A 25,135-nucleotide genomic window follows, 5' to 3' on the forward strand; every position below is an offset into this window, starting at 1 on the left:
AAACTTGCCCGCCTTGTGATTCAGTTATTCCATCATTGCATTTCTATCGTGCATGACTGTCTTTACATGGTATTGGCAGTTACATGGCATTGACGACGGTATGACTATCGACAAACTGCTCGAAACTGATGATTTTTCCGCTGTGTATCTTCCATAAATGGGTGACTCGAGCGGTAAAATGTTTGCCAGTTTTGACATAAGTACCTGAATAAGTGCCAAAGGCAAAAACCTTATCGCCTTGGGCGACATAGTCTTCGATATCGACGCGATAGTTATCCCATTCTGTTTCGAGGCGGGCGAACACATTGGCGGCTATCACACTAAAACCTATGTAAGTGCCCGCATAGGGAAAACCTGCCGCCTCTGTCCAGCGTGCGTCATTTGCCAGTGCATGCTCAAGATTTTTAGCATTTTCGGCTGAGCTGTGTCCCTCGTAAGTACTTTTGACAAGAGCAAGATTCGCATCAGTTTGTCTTGCTGTTTCGATAAGATTTAACTGAGCAGGCTCACTCACTAAAGAGCTTGTTGGAACACCATTAAGCGTTGGCATGATTATGACTCAAATTGCGCTTCAAGATGGCTTAACCACTGGGCGGGTTGGCCGTAGAAGCGGTTGATATTAATGACGGTGATGTTGCCGTTATTATCCTCTATAGCCATCGAAGGGAAACCTTGGGCACCTATCAGATTCAGTAATGCTCTGGATTCAACAATATGCTCATATAGCTTGTCTTCACCTTGGGCATAATGTTGCGCAAAGCCTATAGGGTCGAGCCCAAGTTCAGCGGCTAACCTTGCCAGATTACCTTCATCACTGGCGCTGTGACCATCACGGTAATGGGCCAGTTGTACTGAGTGTAGATAGGCCAAACTGTCGCCACCCATAGCATCGACTGCGAGCATGGCTTTAATAGGAGGCGCCGAGTCGAGTACGATTGTGGTATCGCGCAGCAGACCATCAAAATAGTTTTCCCCAAAAGGTTGTCCAGTTAGCTCGGCAATACGCAGATCGTGGGGCATAACATAGTCGCGCCAGTTAGCATCGATTTGTTTACGTCTTGGGCCCGTGAGCATACCGCCGCCGTGGAGCTTAATGGTAAAGCCTGCTTTTGCGGCGGCATCGAGTAAAGGCGCTGCGGCATAACACCAACCACATAAAGGGTCGATAATGGCGTGCAGAGTGCGCTCTTTGGCAGCCAGTGCGCTGTTGACTGAATTTGCTGAATGAGTTGTTGGCTGAGTCATAGTGTTAAACCTTTTGGCTTAAGTTCGTCGCGACATTAGCGACTTAAGCCCTTTGAGAACATCGATTAAAATAGTTAGGTTGGTACCGTTATTTAGCTAAAAAATGGCACGCAATCGCTCACGTGCCTGTCTTTAACTGTTTTCACTTAAATGCTTGTATCTAATCGCCTAGATAGATATGGCTGGGCTTACATAGGCCAGGTCATTTCGCCCATGTAAACTTTGGCGCTGATCTCAAGCCCTGCATCGGCTGGCATTTGTGGGTATAGCGCCAGCATCTTTTGGATTAATTCGGCTGAATCTTTCGAGGCTTTTGCAGCGATTTCAAAGGCTTTTACATATTCACGAGTAAAACCGATGGCGTGGGTATTAAATCGCGCTTCGCCTAAATAGTGCCCTGGGATCACTGTGGTCGGCAGCAGTTTTTCCATTGCATCTAAATGGGTTAACCATTCCTGACGCTCAGAGGCAGTTTGAGTGTCAGCCATCCAAACATGCGTGTTATCAAATACTTCCACGCCACCTGTAATAGTTTTTGCCGATGGCACCCACAGGAAAGTGTGTTTAGGGTGTTTATCATTAAAACCTTTGATAATCACTTGCTCACCGTCGATGGTGAAAGTGTCGCTGTGTATCGCCTTAGGTAACACTAATTCGCTTGGCGCATTATCTTTTAAAATCGGCCCCAGTAGGCGAGTTTGCCTTCCATTGAGGCTTTAATCGCATCGACAGTGGTTTGAGTCGCGACGATTTGTGCATCGGGGAAATTCTTTTTAATCACGGCTAAGCCGAAATAGAAATCAGGATCGCTATGACTGATATACACCTGAGTCAGCTTTTTACCGCTGGCCTTAATGGTGTCGACCAATTTTTGGGCATCGTTATTTTGAAATTGTGCATCGACTAGCATTATTTCGTGTTCGCCGCTGATAAAGCTCGATGACACGGCAAAGATGCTGTTTTCGCCCGGATTAAAATGGCTCACTTGCAATGGCGCAGCATTGACCGTGCCAAATCCTGCTAGCAGTAAAGTGGCGGCTAGGCTGATTTTAGACGAGGCCTTCAATGTGGCGTTAACTGTGTTACGTATTGCATAGGTCGATGTGTTCATTTGGGGCTCACTTATAGTCACAGGGTGAAAGAGTAAAAGGTTCGATTTAGCATTCATTGATTTGCAGTTGCTGCAAAAAGTGAGTTAAGTATAGGTTGCAATAATCAATAGATAAATGCGAGTATCTGCCCATGTTTGTTGCATAAATCGGACGAATTGCCGCGTGCGTCCTTGGACTCTGACTTACCTTGAACTCTGAGTTATTGTTATGCGGGAACGCGAAAATGTGAGTGGAGATAAATCATGGATAGACTTGAAGCGGCTAAGGTGTTTGTGACTATTGTTGAGCGCGGCAGCATGATCAGCGCCGCCAATGCCTTAGATATGTCGCGTTCTATGGTGACCCGTTACTTGAGCGAAATGGAAGAATGGTCTGGTGCTAGGTTGTTGCATCGCTCGACGCGTAGCCTCAGCTTAACGCCCGCGGGTGAGCAAGTGCTGGACTATTGCCATCGGCTGCTCGAACTGGCTAACGAAGTCCCTGCGGTAAGCCATGCCGCTGTGGCTATTCCGCGGGGATTACTACGTATTAGTTGCTCCCAGTTTTTGGCACATCAGATTTTAGCGCCCGTGGTACAGCAATATTTAGCCAGTTATCCGCAGGCGAGCGTGAATTTCCACGTGAGCAGCCAAACCGTCGATTTAGTCGCCGAGCGAATTGATCTGGCGATTCGCATCACCAATGAACTCGATCCCAATCTTATCGCTAGGCGTTTAGGGGAGTGTGAGTCTGTTGTGTGCGCTGCACCGAGTTACCTTGCCGCGCGCGCCGCCGTGCTGCATCCAGAGGATTTAACTCAGCATAACTGTTTAACCTATTCCTATTTTGGCGATGTGATGTGGCGGTTTTATCAAACCGATGTGGTTGCGAAACAGGCTCAGGCGCTTAACTCCGATCCTAAGTCAAACCAAGGTCAAGTATTTAACGTGCCTGTGAATGGGAATTTTAGCGCCAATGATTCCATGGTGGTGCTCAATGCCACGCTGGCAGGTGAGGGGATCGCTATGCAGCCCGTTTGGGCGGCGAAACCCTATTTAGACTCGGGTCAGCTAGTGCCTTTATTAATGAAGTTTAAGCCGCAGTCCCTCGGTGTGTATGGCGTGTATCAATCCCGCAAACACATGCAGCCTGCACTTAGGGTGATGATGGACATGCTGGTGGCCTACTTTGCCAGCTTGAATTGAAATCGTGCCAGTTTGAAATAGCGCCAAAGTCTACGGCACTCATAGCGTAACTGAATACCATAAAAAAGGAGCTTAACCCTTTCGAGCTAAACTCCTCAGATTTACACTTGTCTAGATTCTAGATTCTAGATTCTAGATTCTAGATTCTAGATTCTAGATTCTAGATTCTAGATTCTAGATTTACTTAATCATGCGCTTGTATTTCAAGCGGTGTGGCTCAACCACATCGGCGCCATAGGTGTTTTTCAACCATGCCGAGTATTCTGTGTAGTTACCTTCGTAGAAGTTCACTTGGCCTTCGTCACGGTAATCCAGAATGTGGGTCGCGATACGGTCGAGGAACCAACGGTCATGCGAAATCACCATAGCGCAACCTGGGAATTCCAGAATCGCTTCTTCCAGTGCGCGCAGGGTTTCAACGTCTAAATCGTTGGTGGGTTCGTCGAGTAATAATACGTTACCACCCGCTTGCAGCAGTTTGGCTAAATGTACTCGGTTACGCTCACCGCCCGACAGAGTGCCGATGATTTTTTGCTGATCGCCACCACGGAAGTTGAAGCGGCCTACATAGGCACGGCTCGGGATTTCCATGTTGTTGATACGCATGATGTCTTGACCACCGGAGATTTCTTCCCAAATGGTGTTCTTATCATTCATCGAATCGCGGAACTGCTCAACCGATGCCAATTGCACTGTTTCACCCAGCTCAATGCTGCCGCTGTCAGGCGTTTCAGTGCCGGATAACATGCGGAACAGCGTCGATTTACCCGCGCCGTTGGCACCGATAATGCCGACGATCGCGCCCTTAGGCACAGAGAACGACAGGTTGTCGATCAATACGCGGTCACCGTAAGACTTGGTCAGGTTATTCACTTCAATAACCTTGTCGCCTAAACGTGGTCCGGGCGGAATAAACAGCTCGTTGGTTTCGTTACGTTTTTGGTAATCGTTAGTGTTCAGTTCTTCAAAGCGCGCCATACGGGCCTTGCCTTTAGACTGACGGCCTTTGGCGCCTTGACGTACCCATTCCAATTCTTTGGCAATGGTTTTTTGACGAGCGCTTTCGGTGGCTGATTCTTGCTTCAGACGGGCATCTTTCTGCTCAAGCCATGAAGAATAGTTACCTTCCCACGGAATACCTTCACCGCGGTCGAGTTCTAAAATCCAGCCAGCGGCATTGTCGAGGAAGTATCTGTCATGGGTAATCGCGACCACAGTACCAGCATATTCCTGCAGGAAGTGCTCAAGCCACGCCACCGATTCAGCATCCAAGTGGTTGGTGGGTTCGTCCAGTAACAGCATTTCTGGTTTTTCAAGCAGCAAGCGACAAATCGCCACGCGGCGACGTTCACCACCGGATAATACTTCGATTTTCTCATCCCAATCTGGCAGACGCAGGGCGTTGGCTGCGCGCTCAAGGACGTACTCTAAGTTATGGGCATCTTGGGCTTGAATAATGGCTTCGAGTTCGCCTTGCTCTTTTGCAAGGGCGTCGAAATCGGCATCCGGCTCGGCGTAGGCTGCGTAAACGGCATCGAGGCGAGTCAGGGCATTTTTTGCCTCTGCTACCGCTTCTTCAATCGCTTCACGCACGGTTTGATTCGGATCGAGTTTAGGTTCCTGCGGCAGGTAACCGATTTTCAATCCCGGCATTGGGCGCGCTTCGCCTTCAATTTCGGTGTCGATACCCGCCATAATGCGCAGTAGTGTCGACTTACCTGAACCGTTGAGGCCGAGTACGCCAATTTTGGCGCCGGGGAAAAAGCTTAAAGAAATATCTTTAAGGATCTGCTTCTTAGGCGGAACAATTTTACCCACCCGCAGCATGCTGTAAACAAACTGAGCCATTTTTCTCTATCTTAAGTGACTAATGATGCGGCTAATTCTACTCGATTGCGCGCCGAACTCAACTCGACAATGAGCCAAGTTCAAGCACTCTCTGCAGGAATTTCATGTTTCAAATACTGGGATTGTGACCGCGTTCCGAGTAGAATACCGCGCAACCCTACCTATAAGAATTGGCAGCTGGAGTAAGCAATGCTGAAAAAAGATATGAATATCGCAGATTATGATCCGGAACTGTTTAACGCAATTCAGAATGAAACTCTGCGTCAAGAAGAGCATATTGAGCTGATTGCTTCTGAAAACTACACCAGTCCACGCGTGATGGAAGCGCAAGGTTCACAGTTAACCAATAAGTACGCTGAAGGCTATCCAGGCAAGCGTTACTACGGTGGTTGTGAGTATGTGGACGTAGTTGAAACCTTAGCGATTGAACGTGCTAAACAACTGTTTGGCGCAACTTATGCTAACGTACAACCTCATTCAGGTTCACAGGCAAACAGCGCGGTTTACATGGCATTGTTAAAACCTGGCGATACCGTACTGGGCATGAACTTAGCCCACGGTGGTCACTTGACCCACGGTTCACCGGTTAACTTCTCTGGCAAACTGTACAACATCATTCCTTATGGTATCGACGAGTCTGGCAAAATTGACTATGACGAGATGGAGCGTATTGCCTTAGAACATAAGCCTAAGATGATGATCGGCGGTTTCTCTGCCTATTCAGGTATCGTTGATTGGGCAAAAATGCGTGAAATCGCAGACAAAATCGGTGCTTATTTATTTGTCGATATGGCACACGTTGCCGGTCTTATTGCTGCGGGCGTTTATCCAAACCCAGTACCACACGCGCATGTTGTGACATCTACGACCCACAAAACGTTAGCGGGTCCTCGTGGTGGCGTGATCCTATCTGCTGCTGACGATGAAGACTTGTACAAAAAGTTGAACTCTGCGGTATTCCCTGGCGGTCAAGGTGGCCCATTAATGCACGTTATCGCCGGTAAAGCGGTGGCGTTCAAAGAAGCTCTAGAGCCAGAATTTAAAGTGTACCAACAGCAAGTGGTTAATAACGCTAAAGCTATGGTTGAAGTGTTCCTTGAGCGCGGTTACAAAATCGTCTCTGGCGGAACCAGCAACCACTTAATGCTAGTTGACCTGATTGGTCGTGACTTAACGGGTAAAGAAGCCGATGCTGCCTTAGGTAGCGCTAACATTACCGTGAACAAAAATTCAGTGCCAAACGACCCACGTTCACCCTTTGTGACCTCAGGTGTGCGTATCGGTACACCAGCGATTACGCGTCGCGGCTTTAAAGAAGCGGAATCGAAAGAGCTGACGGGCTGGATTTGTGACATCCTTGATGATGCAAGCAATCCTGCTGTGATTGAGCGTGTTAAAGGCCAAGTATTGGCACTTTGCGCACGTTTCCCCGTTTACGGCTAATTTGCCTATGCATCTACGTTTAGTAGATGAAGGGCCGAGATTGATCGCCGACTGACTTGATACTTGTCACATCAGGTACTTAGCATCAGGCACTTAACATCAAGTAGTTAACATTAGGTTGTTAAGCTCAGGTAGTTAACCTCAGCCCATAAATAGGATAAAATCCCATGGCCGCATCTCGCGGCCATTTTTATTGGTAAAATCTTAAGTTTAAATCCATGGCGTTTGACTGAGATTTAACAGGTAAATCCATTAACGCTTTACGATCATTCACTGGCAGGAGGCTCAATGCATTGTCCATTTTGCAGCGCGACAGATACTAAAGTCATCGATTCCCGATTAGTGGCAGAAGGCCACCAAGTGCGCCGTCGCCGAGAATGCACCGAATGTCATGAAAGATTTACCACCTTCGAAGGCGCCGAGTTAGTTATGCCTAGGGTGATTAAACGTGATGGTTCACGCCAACCCTTCGATGAAGAAAAACTCCAAGGTGGCATGTTGCGCGCCGTTGAAAAACGCCCCGTATCTATGGATGAAATCGAGCAAGCGCTTAGCAAAATCAAATCTACCCTGCGCGCCACTGGCGAACGGGAAGTGCCCTCAGAAATGGTCGGTAACTTAATGATGGAGCAATTGATGAACCTAGATAAAGTCGCCTATATACGTTTCGCTTCCGTGTACCGCGCTTTCGAAGACGTGTCTGAATTTGGCGAAGCCATCGCCAAACTGCAAAAGTAGTTATTCGATTCTTGCGGCCTGTCTTTCAGGCTTCTGGTTGCGCTAGCTTTAAAAGAGGCTTTGATTAATAGCTTCAGCAAGACAGGTTTTAAACACAGATTTACAAGACTGGTGAAAGCCGAAACCTTTAACAACAGGGTTGAACATGAGCTTGAACATAAGTTGGTCCGTACTCGATACCCAAATGATGAGCCGCGCGATTCAATTGGCGCGCAAAGGCTTTTACACCACTAGACCCAATCCCAGTGTGGGCTGCGTTATCGTTAAAGATAACCAAATCATTGGTGAAGGTTATCATCAAAAAGCGGGTGAGTCCCACGCCGAAGTGCATGCGCTACGTATGGCTGGCGAACGCGCCCGCGGCGCAACGGCCTATGTTACTTTAGAGCCCTGCAGTCATTATGGCCGCACGCCGCCCTGCGCCTTGGCGCTGATCAATATTGGCGTTAAACGTGTGGTGGTAGCGGTGGAAGATCCTAATCCGCAAGTAGGTGGTCGTGGCATTCAAATGCTGCGTGACGCCGGTATTGAAGTGAATGTGGGATTACATCGCGATGAAGCCTATGCCTTGAATGTAGGCTTTATGAAGCGGATGGAATCGGGTTTACCCAGAGTCACAGTCAAATTGGCTGCCAGTCTCGATGGTAAAACTGCGCTGTCTAACGGTGTGTCTAAATGGATAACTGGCCCAGAATCCCGCCGTGACGTGCAGCGATTACGTTTACGTTCCTGCGCGCTAGTTACGGGAATTGAAACCATACTGGCAGACGCTCCTTTGCTTAATGTGCGTTATCAGGAACTTGGCAGCTTAAAAGACAGTGTAACCGAGGCGCAATTACTGCAGCCATTAAGAGTGATACTCGACAGTCGCGCCCGTTTGCCGTTATCGGCCGCCTGCTTGACTATCGTATCGCCGATACTCTTGGTCTCGACCGTGGCTTATTCCGCAGAGTTTCAAGCACAATTGCCCTCCCATGTGAGTTGCCTCGTGTTACCTGCAATTGCAGGTCGCGTCTCATTGCCTGAACTATTAAGCTATTTAGGCCAAAGTTGTAATCACGTGCTGGTGGAAGCGGGGGCAACCTTAGCGGGCGCATTTTTAGCGCAGGGGCTTGCCGATGAGTTAGTGCTATATCAAGCGATGAAAATCCTCGGTGGGCATGGGCGTAATCTGCTGCAATTGCCCGATTATCAAACCATGGCGCACATTCCTGTACTCACTTTGGTCGATGAGCGAAAATTAGGGCCAGATACCCGTTTAACCTTGAGCGTTAAGCTTGATAGTTCTTTATTTAATTAAGTGAGTTAACCATGTTTACTGGGATTATTGAAGCCGTTGGCACCCTGCGAAAACTGGAGCGTAAAGGCGATGATATTCGCCTTACCGTGGCGAGCGGCAAACTGGATTTAAACGATGTGCGTTTAGGCGACAGTATTGCCACCAACGGTGTGTGCTTAACGGTTGTGCAGCAATTAGCCGACGGTTATGTGGCTGATGTCTCTGCCGAAACCGTGAGTCTAACCGGCTTTGCTCACTACAAAGTGGGCACTAAGGTAAATCTTGAAAAGGCCGTTACCTCAACCACACGCTTAGGCGGCCACATGGTCAGCGGCCATGTTGACGGTATTGCAACGGTTGAGCAACGCTTAGTGCGTGGTCAAGCCATTGAATTTTGGTTAGCCGCACCCGCAGAGCTTGGGCGTTACATTGCCCATAAAGGTTCCATCACCATTGATGGCGTGAGTCTGACAGTTAACGAGGTGGACGGTAGTCGATTCCGCTTGACCATAGTGCCGCATACCGCAGGTGAAACCACGTTAATCGACCTGCAAGCGGGCGATAAGGTGAATATCGAAGTTGATTTAATCGCCCGTTATCTTGAACGCTTGATGAATTATGATGGCAAAGACAGCAATAGCGGCGGTGTCACCATGGAAATGTTAGCCCGTGCCGGCTTTGTGCGTTAGTGCACAGGAGCAGATTATTTAACTTAAGCTTATCGGCAGCTTAGGTTATTTAGGTATAGAATTTCATAATAACAGCAAAATCATAAGGTCCTACAATGGCGCTGCACAGTATAGAAGAGATCATCGAAGATATTCGTCAAGGCAAAATGGTTATTTTGATGGATGACGAAGACAGAGAAAACGAAGGTGATTTGATCATGGCGGCCGAAATGGTCACGCCAGAAGCGATTAACTTTATGGCAAAATATGGCCGTGGGCTCATTTGCCAGACCATGACTAAAGCCCGTTGCCAGCAGTTAAATCTCCCCTTAATGGTGACGAATAATAACGCCCAGTTCTCGACTAACTTTACGGTTTCTATTGAAGCGGCGGAGGGTGTGACTACCGGTATTTCGGCCCACGATCGCGCTGTAACGGTGAAAGCGGCTGTGGCTAAAGAGGCTAAAGCGTCTGATTTAGTGCAACCAGGGCATATCTTCCCGTTAATGGCACAGGACGGCGGTGTATTAACCCGCGCAGGCCACACTGAAGCTGGCTGTGATTTAGCCCGTCTTGCGGGACTTGAGCCATCGGGCGTTATCGTTGAAATTTTGAACGAAGACGGCACTATGGCACGTCGCCCAGATTTGGAGATTTTCTCCGAGTTGCATGGCATCAAAATCGGCACTATCGCGGCTTTAATCGAGTATCGCAACACCAAAGAAACCACGGTTGTGCGTGAAGCTAAATGCAAATTACCGACCCGTTTCGGTGAGTTCGACATGGTGACCTTCAGAGACACTATCGACAATCAACTGCACTTTGCCTTAGTCAAAGGTGAGGTGAAAGAAGATTGTTTGGTGCGCGTGCATTTGCAAAATACCTTCAACGATTTACTCCACTCAGAGCGCGATCAGCAACGCAGCTGGCCACTCGAAAAGGCGATGGAACGTATTTCTGCAGAAGGTGGTGTATTGGTTTTACTCGGGAATCAAGAACATCCCTGTGAAATTCTCTCTAAGGTGAAAGCCTTTGAAGCTGAAGATCAAGGCCAAGCGCCTGCTTCTGCAAAATGGCAGGGGACGTCGCGCCGTGTGGGTGTGGGTTCGCAAATTCTCGCCAGCCTTGGTGTGACTAAGATGCGCCTGCTCAGCTCGCCTAAACGCTACCACTCACTTTCAGGCTTTGGCCTTGAAGTGACTGAGTATGTGGCGGACTGAAACCCAAAGTTACACTGAAGTAAAATTAACAATTTCTGATAATTTGCATAGGGCTCTGGGCAATTGGCTGTGATATCATGTCGCCACTTTTCGCCCCGAGCTGGGTGCTTTAGCTAAATTAGGTAAGATAATGAACGTAGTTCAAGGTAATATCGAAGCGAAAAATGCCAAAGTTGCGATTGTAATTTCGCGTTTCAACAGCTTTTTAGTTGAGAGCTTGCTTGAAGGTGCACTTGACACGCTGAAACGTTTTGGCCAAGTCAGCGACGACAATATCACTGTTGTCCGTGTACCAGGTGCGGTTGAGTTGCCGCTAGCTGCGCGTCGCGTAGCTGCCAGTGGTAAATTCGACGGTATTATCGCATTAGGTGCGGTGATCCGTGGTGGTACTCCTCATTTTGATTTTGTTGCAGGCGAATGTAATAAAGGTCTAGCTCAAGTTGCTTTAGAATTTGATCTGCCTGTTGCTTTCGGTGTTTTGACCACTGATACCATTGAACAAGCGATTGAACGTTCAGGTACCAAAGCGGGTAACAAAGGCGGCGAAGCTGCTCTAAGCCTGCTTGAAATGGTCAATGTTCTGCAAGAACTTGAACAACAGTTGTTATAGTAGGAAAAATAATGAAGCCTTCTGAGCGCCGCAAGGCCCGCCGTTTAGCCGTTCAAGCCATCTATTCATGGCAACTAAGCGGGAATAATATTGCCGATGTCGAGCATGAGTTTTTAACTGAACAAAGTCTCGACGGTGTTGATGTAGCTTATTTTCGTGAGCTATTTTCAGGCGTTGCAACGAAGAAAACCCAATTGGATGAGCTGATCATCCCGCATCTGGAACGCCCGATTGATGAAGTGTCTCCAGTAGAGAAAGCCATAGTTCGTTTAGCGACCTATGAGCTGACTTTCCGTAAAGATGTGCCATACAAGGTCGCGATTAATGAAGCGATTGAGTTGGCAAAAGCTTTCGGTGCGGACGAGAGTCATAAGTTTGTGAACGGACTGCTCGACAAACTGGTTGCACGCAAGTAATAAAGACAAACGGTATCTTAGGATACCGTTTTTCATTGCTAACAAAGGTGGCCGATGTAAGTCGTGCCAAACTGTACAGTGAAAGAATTCCAATTAATTGAATGTTATTTTAGCAACCGCGGCCCCACTCGCCGTGATGTGAAGCTTGGCATCGGTGACGATTGCGCTTTAGTGCAACCTGCAGAAAACAAGTCGATCGCTATCTCCTGTGACACCTTAGTTGAAAATGTCCATTTCTTCCCCGACATGCCTCCCGCTGCCTTAGGTTACAAAGCTTTAGCGGTAAATTTATCTGATCTGGCAGCCATGGGCGCTGAACCCGCGTGGATGACGCTTGCCTTAACGCTACCCGAAGTCGATGAGACTTGGCTAAGTGGCTTTAGTGAAGGTTTATTTGAAGCGGCCGATTACTATGGCATCGCTTTAATTGGCGGCGATACGACTCGTGGTCCACGGGCTATTAACATCACAGTGCACGGCCAAGTCCCACAGGGTAAAGCACTCACGCGTCATGGTGCTAAAGCGGGTGATTGGATTTATGTCACGGGCACGCTCGGAGATTCGGCCTTAGGTCTGGATATTATTCGAGGCGCGCAACAGGCCAGAGCCGAGCATAAAGAATTCCTGATTAATCGCCATTATCGTCCAACACCAAGAGTTTTAGCGGGCCAAGCTTTGCGTTCGCTTGCCTCCAGTGCAATCGATCTTTCCGACGGGTTTATCTCGGATATCGGTCATGTGCTTAAGGCTTCGGCAGTTGGTGCTGTGGTGGACGTTAATTGCATCCCGCTTTCACGCGCGATGCAAGATACCGTCAGCGAGGAGCATGCCTTAGGTTATGCGCTTACAGGGGGCGAAGATTATGAACTGCTGTTCACCGTTCCTGAAGCGCAAAAAGGCGCGCTTGAGACGGCATTAAGCCATGCAGGAGCAAAGTTTGTTCGCGTTGGACAAATTTGTGCAGGCAGTAAGCTCAAGTTGCAACTCAATGGTGAGCCGTTTACACCGCCGTATCACGGTTTCGAGCACTTTTAAGCGAAGAGCATGTTAATGAAATGGTTGTCAAAGGATCAGGTGCTAACGCGCCTGTCATTAAAAAATCCTGTCCACTTTTTGGCACTCGGTTTTGGTAGCGGACTCGCCGCTAAAGCACCCGGTACTTTCGGTACCTTAGCAGCCATTCCCCTCTACTTATTGATGGCGCCATTACCGCTCACTTGGTATATCGGCTTAACCTTATTGAGCGCATTTGCGGGATTTTATATCTGCGGTAAAGCCGCTCAAGATATGGGGGTACACGATCACGGTGCGATTGTGTGGGATGAAGTGGTTGGGCTACTGATCACTATGATAGCGGCACCAGCAGGTTGGGGTTGGTTGTTAGTCGGCTTTGGTCTATTTCGCTTTTTCGACATCATCAAACCTTGGCCTATTCGATGGCTCGATGCCAAAGTTCATGGTGGTTTTGGCATTATGATTGACGATGTGTTAGCGGGCGTGTTTTCGTTTATTTGTCTGCAAGGGCTAGTCTGGTGTTTTAGCTAACATTATCGCTAACCCGACATGTTAGTTAGCATGGCCAACAACTAACCCTTAGTTTTTGATATAGCCCCTTAGCTTGTGATATAGAGTGTGTAGATTCAAGCGTTTAGCGACCTCATTCGTTATCTGATCCATACTACTATTGCAGCAGTTCCCTTGCGTTCGCGAGGGTATTGCTGGTGATAGTATCGCCACCTAACAGTCTTGCAAGCTCTTGGATACGCTGCTCACGATCGAGCGATTTCATTGTGGTCTCAGTACTACCTGCCTTATTAAATTTATCGACAAACATGTGTTGATGACCATTGCCCGCAACTTGCGGCAAGTGAGTCACGCACAGTACTTGGGTCGATTCCCCTAAGCTGCGTAACATGCGGCCCACCACTGCGGCGGTGGGGCCGGAAATCCCGACATCCACCTCATCGAAAATTAATGTCGGTGTGGCAACCTTCTTCGCGGTAATCACTTGGATCCCTAGCCCTATCCGTGAGAGCTCACCGCCAGACGCGACTTTTGAAATCGGTTGCAAAGGTTGGCCAGGGTTAGTGGTTACCATAAATTCGATATTGTCACTGCCATTGGCTGACATTTGCTCGGGGTGGAAATTGACTTCGATCGTAAATTTACCCTTAGGCATATTCAGTTCGTGGATTGACTGAGTCACCAGTTTGTCGAGTTCTTTGGCATATCTAGCGCGGCTTTGGCTGAGCTTTTGCGCATTGCTAAGGTAAGCGGCTCTACTTGCTTCGACTTGAAGCTGAATTTCTTCAAGTTTACTTTCATCACTGTCTAAGGTGCTCAGCTCAGCCTTTAATGCTAAATGATGCTCGGCCAGTTTATTCGGGCTAACATGATGCTTACGCGCCAGTTGCATGGCTTTTGATAGCCGTTCTTCTAAATAGGCAAAGTGGGTTGGATCGAGTTCAAGCTTACTCAAATAGTGCTGTAATTCGCCTGCACTTTCTTGCACTTGGATTAAGGCATCATTGAGCATAGTGTTGATATTGCTTAATGCAGGATCGTAGCTTTGCAGATCTTCGGCGAGGGAAACGACTCGATTGAGCAGCGACTCTATATTGTTCTCTTCGCCCTCTGTGAGTATATCTAAGCTCGCCTGACAGGTATCAATCAACTCAGTGCCATTAGCCAGACGTTTGTGCTCTTGCTCAATCTCATCGAACTCATCAACTTTAAGATCAAACTCATCGAGTTCTTCTACTTGATATTGCACTAATTGCTTACGGGCAATACGTTCATGCTGGGAGGCTTCGAGTTGTTTTAGATCGGCCTCAATTTGCTTGCAGCGTTGAAAGCTAGCGGCAACCGTATCGATAAGCAATCTGTGGTTGGCATAACTGTCGAGCAGGGTGAGTTGATGTTCACTTTTTAACATTGCATGGTGCGCATGTTGACCGTGAATACCGATAAGCAACTGACCCAGTAATTTTAGCTGCGTCAGCGGCACTGGATTCCCATTGATGTAGGCGCGTGAACGGCCATCGCTACCAATAGTTCGACGTAGAATGCACTCATGATCGAGTTCAAGATCGTTATCTTCTAACCAACGTTTTGCCAGTGGAATATCATCCAAGGAAAAGCGGGCGCTGACCTCGGTTTTATTGGCTCCGGGACGAACACTGCTGGCATCGGCGCGATTGCCTAGGCATAGGCCTAGCGCATCGATGGCAATCGATTTACCCGCACCGGTTTCACCTGTGATGCTGGTCATACCGGGGCGAAAATCCAGTTCTAAAAAACGGACGATAGCGAAGTTATTAATGCTGAGTTGGCAAAGCATAGTGAATTCCTGTCGAAAAATATACCAAACCACTGTATTGATAAACAGTATATACTGATTTTATATACAGTAAAGTGGCTTGGGTGAAAAATCGGCATTATCGACAGTAAATATTTTTAATTAACTGATTATGCATAGGTTCTTACTAAGCTTTCTAAGATAGGTAAACTGAAGAAAGTGACTAAGGTGCCAAATAGAATGCCTTGAGCACTGGTTGAAGCCTGAGTGTTATAACGCTGGGCGAGTAAGTACACGCTAGCCGCGGTGGGAAGTGCGCTCAAGATCACGCCCATGATCAGGTAGTCACCACTTACGCCAAAACGGTTAAGCATAAAGTAAACGAGTGCCGGTTGGATAGTCAGCTTGAAGAGGTTGATAAGGCTCAGTTCGATAAAATTCTTGGGGCTAAATACGCTGCTATCTTTCTGGTAGCGCATCGCTTTGGCGAGTACCATGCCGATAGCAAATAGGGCGCAGGGGCTTGAGGTATTGCCTATTTGCTGGATCATTAGCGCCAGCCCTGACGGCAGTTTTATCTCTAGCGCCGAAATGCCGACGCCAATTAAGCTACCAATAACGATAGGGTTTTTACCGACCGCCATTGCCATTATGATTAAGGCGTGGTGTTGTCTTTGGGTGTTAGTGGCCAGTTCCATCGAGACTAAGGCGACGGCAAACATCAGCACGGATAATAAGCTGGCAATCGCGGCGGCGACTAAGGCACTTTGTTGGTGCGGAAAGAGGATGATGAGCAGTGGAATACCAATAAATGCCGTATTACCAAAGGTGGCATTGAGGGCTCGAATAGCGGCAACCGCATGCTGTTTAGGGTTAGCGATCAGCGATAGCCCAAGGCAGACAAGATAAGTGATTACCATAGCTGTGCTGTAGCCCGCAATAAATCCCCATTGCAAAATCTCGTCAATCGGCTGCAGGGCGAGGGCGATAAGCATGATCGCGGGGAATGCAATGTAGTACACATATTGGTTTAGCACTTGATCCGTATCGACGGGCAAGAGTTTTAGTTTTTGCACTAGTGTACCGAGCAACATGATCCCGAAGACGGCAAACAGAGGGGTTAAAATGGTCATTTCCCTCACTCATCCTTACGATTAAATTTGAATAAACTCGCCCACCGTCGTCATTTTACTGTCGCTATGATTCTTGGTGGACAGAGTTACAGCACTTGCTTCTTTTTATGTCACTTTAGAGCCAGATTTAGCGCCAGCGCAGTAAAACTCGCCACAAAATAACATACCATTTCAATCTAAGGCTATTGCGCTATGGTCGTATAAGTGAATAATTCAATGTTTAAAACACAATCACTTAGTGAATTTAGCGTTTTAACGTCAATACCCAATATGTGAAATTAGGATATGCAATGAGTGATGATTTAGGCGCTGAACTACAACTTGTCTATCTTTTTGTGCATTTAGTCAATGCGGGCAGTTTTTCGCAGGCGGCGAAGGAGCTTGATATGCCCATTGCCACAGTGAGCCGCAAGTTAGCGAAGTTGGAAGAGAAGCTCGATAAACAGCTCTTTATGCGCAGCACCCGCAAGTTGCGACTGACAGAGGAAGGGCTGGCGCTCTTTCAACGTTACCAGAGCGTGGTTGCTCAATTTGATGAACTAAGTGGTTTAGGCAGCGATAAACCCGAGGGAACCTTGCGCATCGCGGCGCCGATTTCGATTATTTCCATCGTGTTTATTCAAGCATTAAATGAATTTGGCCGCCTATATCCCGATATCCGTTTACACATTTCCCAGAGCAATGAGTTAGTCGATTTGATCGACAAAGGCATAGATGTGGCGATTGTTGGCGGGGCTCAGCCTGATTCTTCTTGGGTGTCGAGTACCTTAGGCGAGCTCGACTATTGCCTGTTTGCCACACCAGAATATTTGGCTCAGGCGCCTAAACTTGAGCATCCCGATGATCTTGAAGCCCATCAACTGATAAAAGTCTGGCCGCTGTTTAATTGGCATTTAAAGCATCCAAGCGGCGAGTCTTTTTATTTTAATGGCCCGACTAAGCTCACCCTCACGGACTTACACGGAGCGATTCAGGCTACTTTAGGCCATGGCGGGATCTTGTATGGTCCTGAACTATTTGTAAAACAGCAGATTAAAGAGGGGAAACTTAAAGTATTACTGCCGGAATGGATTGGCGAACAGAGGCGAATTTCGATTTTATATCATCAGCGCAGCCAGCAGCCGCTAAAGGTAAGAGTCTTTATTGAGTTTATGCAGTCAAAGGCGCCAGAGTTATTCTCTATGCGTTGATTTATTGAGGAGAACTGATTTTTAGCGTCTTTTAGGTTTTACGGTGTTTTTGCTCATGGTGTTTTGCGTTTGTTTTGCATCTTGCAGGCTGGAGCGTGTCGCGGGCAGTATGCCGAGTTCTAAGAAGTATCCCACTAAACGCCGTAGTTCAAATAAAGAACCGATACGCTGTTGATCTTTGATGGTCAGTTTCCAACTGTCGGTGCGTCCTTCGCTATTGGTTAAGACAAATCCTTGATAAACAATCTTTTTCATTGGAATAACTCAATCTTTATTGATGCTATTTATAGCAACTGGATATCTTTGACGGGATTCGTTGGTGAGGGTGTAAAACGATGATCCCTTTCTTATTCTGCATGGATAATAGGTGCTTGAGTAACCCCAAGCACCCCCATCAATTAAGCGACGCTGATACCGATATTTGATACGCCAGCTTCGATAATGTCTTTGCGTAAACCTTTGACCAGTTCTGCAGTGATCTTCGGATTTTCTTCAATAATTTCCAGCAGAGAATTTTGTAATTCTTTCTCTTCTTCCATGACTTCATGGGCGAAAACGAAATCATCTAATGCTTCATCCACCAAATCGACATCGCTGATCGCTTCGATGTAGTTAGCCACTGTGCTGGATGACAATTTGCTGATATTGACTATATCTTCTTCAATTTTGCCTTGAATCGCACCCAGTAAGGTCGATATGGCGACCACAGCATCCATGGCAGGATAGACGCCATAGGCTTCAAAATCAGCGGGTTCTGGGGTGTTATCTTCCAAGCGTTGCAGATGCACATCGACATTGAATTTGAGCTTGGAGTCGTACTGGGATTGCCACAATAGTTCTAATGCGGTACTCAACACAGTAGGATCGCCAAACTCACAGACTTCGGAAAACAGTTGATAGTTGGGCAACATACGTTGGCAAAGTGCAGTGGCAAAGAGTTGTTTTTGTGGCAGTGTTAACGCCTTGAGACGTTTAAAGAAGCCCGTTTTTTTGGTCATCTGTTATTTCCGCTGATAGCTGTGATATCACTTGATTTGCCGCAGATTCTACCTTAGTTAACTCATCAAGTAACTCTAGTATTTCGGGTTCGAGATCTTCAACCGATGTTTCACGTTTTAGTGCCGATTCAATTTCTTGGCATAACCTTTGTGTGGTGGGCACGCCGCAGTAGCAGCTCGCACCATGCAGCTTATGGATAGTACTGAGCATGACAGGGTGATCGTTTTGACTTAGCGCCGTTTGAATCGTCGCCACGGTTTGCGGCAATGAGTCGAGCAACATTCTGAGCATATCTAAGGCGAGATCGGCCTTGTGATTGGCTTGGGTTAAGCATAAATCCCAGTTCAGCGTATGCAGGTCAAAATGGGTGAACTTAGGCCGAGTGATCCAGCGATGAATAATATCTTTGAGCGCCGCTTCATCAATAGGTTTAGGCAAATATCCGTCCATACCACTGCCTAAAATCAGTTCGCGTTCTTCGGCAATGGCATGGGCTGTCACGGCAATTATCGGTGTGTTGCGGTTCATCGAGCCTTGGCGAATTTGCTTCGTGGCGCTAATGCCATCTGTGCCAGGCATTTGGATATCCATAAAAATCAAGTCGAAGGTGCGAGTCTTCGCCTGTTTAACTGCTTCATCACCACTGTTGACGGCAACCACAGTCGTCACTAATTCGCTGAGTAAAGTATCAATCAGTTTTAAGTTGGCAAAGTTATCATCTACCGCTAGCACGGTTAAGGATTGGCGCGCAACCGGCGTTGATATTGTCGCAGGGGCTATGATGTCGTACTCCATCGGTGGATAGAGTAAGTTGCGCGCAAGCTGATGCTCACTGACTGGCAGAGACAACACCACATCGGCATTCGGGCGAATAAATTGGGTTAAGGCATCCTGTTCTTGGCAATCGTATAGCACGATAAGGCAATCTGTTTTGGTCTTCGCTAAGTTTAGTGTACTTACCAGTTGTGCTGAATCGCTAAACCCATGGCAACTCAGGAGAACATAGTCGTATGGCGCTTCAGCCGTGGTGAGCGTAGTCAACAAGCTTGGAATATGCTGATGATGGGTGACTTTTGTATCCCATTGATTCAATTGGCGGCTTAATACTGCGTGGGTGAGTACTCGCGGTTCGTAAAACAGTATGGTTTTGTCTTTGAGTTTTTCGAGCGGCAGTGAGTCACCGATTTGGAATTGACCTAAGCCGAGCGGTAAACTGAACCAGAAGTTTGAGCCTTTTTCTGGGGATGAAGTAAAGCCGATTTGGCCGCCCATTTGATTCACTAAACGCTTAGTGATCACTAAACCTAAGCCGGTGCCACCAAAGCGGCGCGAAATCGACGAGTCTGCTTGGCCAAAGGCTTGGAATAAAAAGTCCTGTTGGCTTTCATCGATACCAATACCTGTGTCGACCACATCACAGCGCAGTACCACTTGTTCATCCGACTGGCTCTGCAGTTCGATTTTGACCATCACGCTGCCAGAGTCAGTGAATTTAATCGCGTTACCAACCAAGTTATTGATGATTTGGCATACGCGCATGGCATCGCCATTGACATTGTCGGGCACGTTGGGGGCGATATCGACGACGAGTTCTAGGCCTTTGGCCTGTGCGCTGCCCGAGATCAAGGTAATCGTATCGCTTATGGTTTCCCTAAGGCCGAAGGGCATGTTTTCTAACACCATTTTACCGGCTTCGAGTTTAGAAAAATCGAGAATGTCGTTGATGATACCCAGCAGGTTAGTGGCGCTGCGTTCTATGGTCTTGATGTAATCGACTTGGCTCGAATGCAATGGTGTTTTGACTAATTGCCGCGCAAAACCGATAACGCCATTGAGCGGCGTACGTAACTCGTGGGACATATTCGCTAAGAATTCAGATTTAATTCGGCTGGCTTCTAGGGCGCGTTTTTTAGCTAAATCCAGCTCGACGTTTTGGATTTCAATCTGCTCTAAGGTTTCCCGCAGATCCGACGTCGCTTGGTCGATATTTTGCTGCATCTCATCATGGTATTCTGACAACGAACCTGCCATGGCATTGATGCCGCGTTTGAGTAAGTCCAGCTCACCAATCAAGTTGCCATCTAAGCGGGCGTCCAATTTACCTTCACGGATTTTAGCGACGACGCGCACCATTTCAGTAATGGGCTGAGTGACGTTTTTCACTAGCCGGAAAGTAAATAGCAGGTTTAACTGCACGCCGATCAACACGATAATAAAGGCGGCGACTGCGGCTCTATGTTGCTCTAACAAGGCGCGTTCTTTATTGATTATTATCGAGATATAACCTAAAAGATGACCATCGTCTGTCTGGATATCGTAATTAGCGGGAGCAGCAATGGGGCCTGTGGCAAAAATGGGCGTCCGTAAAATAAGGCTGTCGTCCACATGTTCAATTTCGGTTTTATGCAGCGTGTTGAGGGCTTCTTTGTAGCGCATAATCTCAAAGTCTTTGTGATAGTGGGAGGTCACAAAGAGTTGATTATTGGCATCGAAAATCGCGATGGATTTTACTAAGGTGGATTTGTTGAGCTGCGCCGCCGCGAGTAAGCGTTTGGTCGCCTCGCGATCATTCGCCACTAAGCCGATCTCACTGGCAATCGACAGTGGCTCGATAATATTGCTGCCCTGTTCGACGAGCGTATCTTCGAGCTCATAAAAACGGTTTATGGTAAAGTAGCTGCCCAGAAGGATACCGACCAAGATTGTTGGCGCGAGCGCCAGCACAAGAACCCAAGAACGTAGGCTGTATTTGGTCATGTTGTTGACAGGGTTCATAGCAGCGGCGGTGTTTCCTGTGATAGAGACTAAGATAATTTTATAAGACTGCCAGAAAGAGGGCGGTCTTTGCCAGTATTTTATTGATTTAGAGGCCGAAATGGCGCAATTTTTTAAAGCAAAACCAAATAGTTCCAAACAGTTGTCGGCTAAGTTATCGCTGAGCGTAGAACAGCTCGATCACTTAGGTGCTGGTATAGCACAACATCAAGGTAAAGTCGTGTTTATCCCTGGCGCTTTGCCCGATGAAACCGTGACAGTACAGCTCACCGAGCAAAAGAAAAATTATGCCCGCGCCAAGTTAATTAAAGTCGATACACCTAGCTCTGAGCGCGTCGAGCCTGAGTGTCCACACTACCACACCTGCGGCGGCTGCGACTTACAGCATATGTCATTATCGGGTCAGCGTGAGCATAAAGAAGCCGCGTTGCTGGATATTATGGCTAAGTTTGCTGGCACTGAAGGCGGTGCTTTATCGCCCGCACTCACGGGGGAAGGTTGGCATTATCGTCGCCGCGCCCGTCTTGCAACTTTATTTGATAAAAATACCAAGCACTTAAGTTTAGGCTTTCGCGCCGCCAGTAGCAGCAATGTGGTGCCAATCAGTCAGTGTCTGGTGTTAGCTAAGCCATTATCGGACTTGATCGTCCCCTTTGCTAAGTTGCTGAACCAATTGTCAGCTAAAGCCAGCTTAGGTCATCTTGAGTTAATTGCCGCCGATAATGGTCACTTTGCCGTGCTGCGTATCACTAAGGCGTTAAACGATAAAGATCTCGCTAAGTTGTCAGCCTTTGCTGAGCTGCATCAGATCCATATTTGTCTGCAGGATAACGAAGGCCAATTCCAAGGCGTCGGCGCTGAGTTAGTGTTACCTGTTTATCAACTGTTAGATGAAAATGCGCAGTTGGATGCGGTGAGCTTAAGTTTCACCCCAGGTAACTTTGTGCAAGTGAACGGACAGATTAACAAGGCCATGGTCGCTCAAGCGATGGATTGGTTAGCGCCAGCACCTGATGAGCGCATTTTGGATTTGTTCTGCGGCATGGGTAATTTCAGTTTGCCCTTAGCGAAAATGGGCGCGGATGTGATTGGCGTCGAAGGGGTTGCCGAAATGGTGACTCAGGCACGGGTGAACGCGAAAGCTAACAATCTGGATAAACTGACCTTTTACCACGGCGATTTAAGTGCGGATTTATCCCTTGAGCCTTGGATGGGCAAGATTGATAAATTACTGCTCGATCCCGCTCGTGCGGGGGCATTTGAAAGCTTGCAATGGCTAAAGAAAATGAAGCCGCGCAAAGTCGTGTATGTTTCGTGTAATCCTGCGAGCTTGGCTCGCGATAGCGCTGTACTGTTAGAGCGCGGTTACCGATTACAGCAATTGGGACTTATCGACATGTTCCCACAAACACACCATATCGAAGCCATGGCACTGTTTGAATTAACCAAGTAATTTGCGCTGGCAAAGTAAGCAAAGCGTTTGAATAACGTAAAAATGTGATTATTACGTCGGTTGGGTTTGACAAGTTCGCGCCAATGCTGAAGATAGGAGAGCTGAAGTGGTGCCCACTTTCTCTCTGAGCACGGATAAGGAAATAAATTAGATGGTCTCTGTTCGCGAAGCGCACTTTAATGATCCCGATTTTCACTTAGAAGATTGGGTAGCTCGCTATGTTGGTCATGCCGATGAAGCGCAGATGCTGCTCTCTTTGATAGGGCAGATTGACGCCTTACCAGCCAAGAGTCCTGCGGCGAAGAGAGAACTGCTCGAACGTGCTCGAGAGATGATTGAAATCCTCGCACCGCTAAACATGGACATTGAAACCCTGCAGGCGGCGATTCTGTTTGTGGTGCTCGATGCTGGGTTATTGACCGAAGAAGCCATCCAAGAGAAATTTGGTGAGCCGCTGGCGCGTTTAGTGGCGAGTGTCGTGACCATGAACGCGATTGGCGCCTTGAAAATCAATCCTAATAGTCGTTCAACCGAGCCGCAAATCGACAATATCCGCCGCATGTTATTGGCTATGGTTGAAGATGTGCGCGCTGTGGTGATTAAGCTTGCCGAGCGTGTGTGTTTACTACGGGCGGTGAAAAATGCCGACGAAGAAACTCGCGTGCTGCTGGCCCGTGAAATTGCCGATATTTACGCGCCGCTGGCTAACCGTTTGGGTATTGGTCAATTAAAGTGGGAGCTGGAAGATATTTCTTTCCGCTATCTGCATCCTGATACCTATAAAGACATTGCTAAGCAATTAGATGGCAAACGACTGGATCGTGAAGTTTTTATCGACAAGTTTGTCAGTCAGTTGCAACAAAGATTAGATGAAGATCAAATTCGCGCTAAGGTCTACGGCCGGCCGAAACATATCTACAGTATTTGGCGCAAGATGAAGGGCAAGCACCTTAAATTTGATGAGTTGTTTGACGTGCGCGCCGTGCGTATCGTGACTGAACGTCTGCAGGATTGTTATGGCGCGTTAGGTGTGGTGCATACGCTTTGGCACCATATTCCTCGGGAATTTGACGACTATGTCGCTAACCCAAAACCTAACGGTTATCAATCGATTCATACGGTGGTGGTGGGGCCTGAGGGCAAAACCGTTGAAATTCAAATTCGTACCCAAGACATGCATGAAGATGCAGAGCTGGGTGTGGCCGCCCACTGGAAATACAAAGAAGGCAATCATTCCGGTAAGCAAAGCGGCTACGAAGAAAAAATTAACTGGCTGCGTAAAATTCTGCAATGGCAGGAAGACGTGGTCGAAAGTGGCAACTTGGTCGAAGAAGTGCGCAGCCAAGTGTTTGAAGATAGAGTCTATGTGTTCACCCCAAGCGGTGAAGTCGTCGACTTGCCACTGGGCTCAACCGTGCTCGACTTTGCCTATTACATTCACTCCCAAGTGGGACATAAATGTATTGGTGCTAAGGTCGATGGCCGTATTGTACCGTTTACCTATCAGGTTGAAACGGGTGAGCGCATCGAGATCATCACCTCGAAACAGCCCAATCCTAAGCGCGACTGGCTTAACCCTAACTTAGGTTATATCCGTACCTCGCGGGCGCGTTCTAAAATCCAGCATTGGTTTAAGCAGCAGGACAGAGACAAGAATATTGTCGCTGGCAAAGAAATGCTTGAATCAGAACTCGCGCGGGTGAGCCTTAAAATTAAAGACGCGGCCATCGCGGTCGAGCGCTTTAATATGGCGAGCATGGATGACTTACTGGCGGCCATTGGCGGCGGTGATGTGCGTCTGCATCAAGTGGTTAACCATATTCAAAGCCGTCTGCGACTCGACGAAGTGTCAGAAGAAGATGCGGTCGAAGAGTTAGTTAAGAAAGGCCAACACAAACCGACCTCCAGTGGCCGTGGTCAGGTTGAAGTCAACGGTGTGGGTAACTTGCTTAACCATATCGCCCGTTGTTGTCAGCCAGTTCCCGGTGATGAGATTTTAGGTTTTATCACGAAAGGCCGTGGTATTTCTGTACATCGCGCTGATTGTGAACAAGTTAAAGAGTTAATGCGGGTTCACCCAGAACGTGGTGTCGATGTGGTCTGGGGCGAAAATTACTCCGGCGGTTATCGCATGCGTCTGCGGGTATTGGCCCACGATCGCAGTGGCTTATTGCGTGACTTAACCTCAGTGCTGGCGGCCGAAAAATCCAATGTACTGGCCATGAGTTCGTCATCGGACACTAAAAATCAGACCGCTGCGATTGAGTTGGAACTGGAGCTTTATAACCTCGATGGTTTATCGCGGGTGTTATCTAAACTGACCCAAGTCGATAGCGTGATTGAGGCAAGACGACTTTAAGGCTAGCAACGCCTTTCGAAGCGGTAAGTATCTAGAAACCATCTAGAAGCTAGAAAGAAAGTAATCAAGGATTAGGGCGGCAGGGTGAATTTCACCTGCCGCCTTTTTATTTGGCTTATTTTTTATGGAAATTGAGCTGCATGACTTGTTAGTTCAGCTGCGGTG

The 25,135-nt window shown here is 47.7% G+C and carries 21 protein-coding genes and 1 pseudogene; 13 read left to right on the forward strand and 9 right to left on the reverse strand.

Annotated elements, in window-relative coordinates; all coding sequences use genetic code 11:
* Positions 1-79 precede the first annotated feature (79 nt).
* From CKQ84_RS14005 to CKQ84_RS14015, 3 genes and pseudogenes are all read right to left on the reverse strand, one after another.
* Complete coding sequence (locus tag CKQ84_RS14005) at positions 80-550, reverse strand: nuclear transport factor 2 family protein (RefSeq protein ID WP_216822555.1); 471 nt, start codon at positions 548-550, stop codon at positions 80-82.
* 2 nt (positions 551-552) lie between these two features.
* The gene (locus CKQ84_RS14010) at positions 553-1,245 is read right to left on the reverse strand and encodes a DsbA family protein (protein WP_105251744.1); all 693 of its coding nucleotides are present in this window, start codon (positions 1,243-1,245) and stop codon (positions 553-555) included.
* A 188-nt stretch (positions 1,246-1,433) separates the two neighbouring features.
* Positions 1,434-2,356, reverse strand: a pseudogene (locus CKQ84_RS14015) (MBL fold metallo-hydrolase).
* Positions 2,357-2,599: 243 nt separating this feature from the next.
* Here CKQ84_RS14015 and CKQ84_RS14020 point away from each other — a divergent pair.
* Positions 2,600-3,541 (forward strand): LysR family transcriptional regulator, encoded by a 942-nt coding sequence (locus tag CKQ84_RS14020; protein WP_105251745.1) that lies wholly within the window; start codon positions 2,600-2,602, stop codon positions 3,539-3,541.
* A gap of 180 nt (positions 3,542-3,721) precedes the next feature.
* Here the strand turns inward: CKQ84_RS14020 and ettA are convergent, their stop codons facing one another.
* Entirely contained in the window at positions 3,722-5,389 is a 1,668-nt protein-coding gene (gene ettA, locus CKQ84_RS14025; protein ID WP_105251746.1) for an energy-dependent translational throttle protein EttA, read from the reverse strand.
* A 189-nt stretch (positions 5,390-5,578) separates the two neighbouring features.
* On the opposite strand from ettA, the gene glyA reads away from it, so the two are divergent.
* From glyA to CKQ84_RS14070, 9 genes are all read left to right on the forward strand, one after another.
* Entirely contained in the window at positions 5,579-6,832 is a 1,254-nt protein-coding gene (glyA, locus tag CKQ84_RS14030) for a serine hydroxymethyltransferase (RefSeq protein WP_105251747.1), read from the forward strand.
* A gap of 288 nt (positions 6,833-7,120) precedes the next feature.
* On the forward strand, positions 7,121-7,570 hold the full coding sequence (nrdR, locus tag CKQ84_RS14035; protein ID WP_105251748.1) for a transcriptional regulator NrdR: 450 nt from the start codon (positions 7,121-7,123) through the stop codon (positions 7,568-7,570).
* A 145-nt stretch (positions 7,571-7,715) separates the two neighbouring features.
* Positions 7,716-8,870: a bifunctional diaminohydroxyphosphoribosylaminopyrimidine deaminase/5-amino-6-(5-phosphoribosylamino)uracil reductase RibD gene (gene ribD / locus CKQ84_RS14040; protein WP_173913190.1), complete on the forward strand. Its 1,155-nt coding sequence runs from the start codon at positions 7,716-7,718 to the stop codon at positions 8,868-8,870.
* 11 nt (positions 8,871-8,881) lie between these two features.
* Positions 8,882-9,538 carry a riboflavin synthase gene (locus CKQ84_RS14045; RefSeq protein ID WP_105251749.1) on the forward strand — a complete coding sequence of 219 codons (657 nt, stop codon included), beginning with the start codon at positions 8,882-8,884 and terminating at the stop codon, positions 9,536-9,538.
* Between the two features lie 95 nt (positions 9,539-9,633).
* On the forward strand, positions 9,634-10,737 hold the full coding sequence (gene ribBA, locus CKQ84_RS14050) for a bifunctional 3,4-dihydroxy-2-butanone-4-phosphate synthase/GTP cyclohydrolase II (protein ID WP_028761388.1): 1,104 nt from the start codon (positions 9,634-9,636) through the stop codon (positions 10,735-10,737).
* A gap of 130 nt (positions 10,738-10,867) precedes the next feature.
* Complete coding sequence (ribE, locus tag CKQ84_RS14055; RefSeq protein ID WP_006082639.1) at positions 10,868-11,347, forward strand: 6,7-dimethyl-8-ribityllumazine synthase; 480 nt, start codon at positions 10,868-10,870, stop codon at positions 11,345-11,347.
* An 11-nt stretch (positions 11,348-11,358) separates the two neighbouring features.
* The gene (gene nusB, locus CKQ84_RS14060; protein ID WP_006082638.1) at positions 11,359-11,763 is read left to right on the forward strand and encodes a transcription antitermination factor NusB; all 405 of its coding nucleotides are present in this window, start codon (positions 11,359-11,361) and stop codon (positions 11,761-11,763) included.
* Positions 11,764-11,841: 78 nt separating this feature from the next.
* Positions 11,842-12,798 (forward strand): thiamine-phosphate kinase, encoded by a 957-nt coding sequence (gene thiL / locus CKQ84_RS14065; RefSeq protein WP_037392620.1) that lies wholly within the window; start codon positions 11,842-11,844, stop codon positions 12,796-12,798.
* 15 nt (positions 12,799-12,813) lie between these two features.
* On the forward strand, positions 12,814-13,308 hold the full coding sequence (locus CKQ84_RS14070; RefSeq protein ID WP_028761385.1) for a phosphatidylglycerophosphatase A: 495 nt from the start codon (positions 12,814-12,816) through the stop codon (positions 13,306-13,308).
* A 136-nt stretch (positions 13,309-13,444) separates the two neighbouring features.
* Here the strand turns inward: CKQ84_RS14070 and recN are convergent, their stop codons facing one another.
* The gene (recN, locus tag CKQ84_RS14075) at positions 13,445-15,103 is read right to left on the reverse strand and encodes a DNA repair protein RecN (protein ID WP_105251750.1); all 1,659 of its coding nucleotides are present in this window, start codon (positions 15,101-15,103) and stop codon (positions 13,445-13,447) included.
* Positions 15,104-15,231: 128 nt separating this feature from the next.
* Positions 15,232-16,194 (reverse strand): AEC family transporter, encoded by a 963-nt coding sequence (locus tag CKQ84_RS14080; protein ID WP_105251751.1) that lies wholly within the window; start codon positions 16,192-16,194, stop codon positions 15,232-15,234.
* 290 nt (positions 16,195-16,484) lie between these two features.
* On the opposite strand from CKQ84_RS14080, the gene lldR reads away from it, so the two are divergent.
* Positions 16,485-17,384, forward strand: coding sequence for a LysR family transcriptional regulator LldR (lldR, locus tag CKQ84_RS14085; RefSeq protein WP_105251752.1), 900 nt, complete (start codon positions 16,485-16,487; stop codon positions 17,382-17,384).
* 21 nt (positions 17,385-17,405) lie between these two features.
* Here the strand turns inward: lldR and CKQ84_RS14090 are convergent, their stop codons facing one another.
* The 3 genes from CKQ84_RS14090 to barA all read right to left on the reverse strand — a co-directional run bounded on the left by CKQ84_RS14090 (position 17,406) and on the right by barA (position 21,158).
* Entirely contained in the window at positions 17,406-17,639 is a 234-nt protein-coding gene (locus CKQ84_RS14090) for a DUF3319 domain-containing protein (protein WP_006082632.1), read from the reverse strand.
* A 143-nt stretch (positions 17,640-17,782) separates the two neighbouring features.
* Positions 17,783-18,382, reverse strand: coding sequence for a YjaG family protein (locus CKQ84_RS14095; RefSeq protein ID WP_105251753.1), 600 nt, complete (start codon positions 18,380-18,382; stop codon positions 17,783-17,785).
* On the reverse strand, positions 18,357-21,158 hold the full coding sequence (gene barA, locus CKQ84_RS14100) for a two-component sensor histidine kinase BarA (RefSeq protein ID WP_105251754.1): 2,802 nt from the start codon (positions 21,156-21,158) through the stop codon (positions 18,357-18,359). Before barA ends, CKQ84_RS14095 begins: the two co-directional genes overlap by 26 nt.
* Positions 21,159-21,258: 100 nt before the next feature.
* On the opposite strand from barA, the gene rlmD reads away from it, so the two are divergent.
* Positions 21,259-22,611 (forward strand): 23S rRNA (uracil(1939)-C(5))-methyltransferase RlmD, encoded by a 1,353-nt coding sequence (gene rlmD, locus CKQ84_RS14105; protein ID WP_105251755.1) that lies wholly within the window; start codon positions 21,259-21,261, stop codon positions 22,609-22,611.
* Positions 22,612-22,762: 151 nt separating this feature from the next.
* On the forward strand, positions 22,763-24,970 hold the full coding sequence (relA, locus tag CKQ84_RS14110; protein ID WP_028761378.1) for a GTP diphosphokinase: 2,208 nt from the start codon (positions 22,763-22,765) through the stop codon (positions 24,968-24,970).
* The last annotated feature ends 165 nt before the right edge of the window (positions 24,971-25,135 follow it).

This window comes from Shewanella sp. WE21, assembly GCF_002966515.1.
GTDB classification, from domain to species: domain Bacteria; phylum Pseudomonadota; class Gammaproteobacteria; order Enterobacterales; family Shewanellaceae; genus Shewanella; species Shewanella oncorhynchi.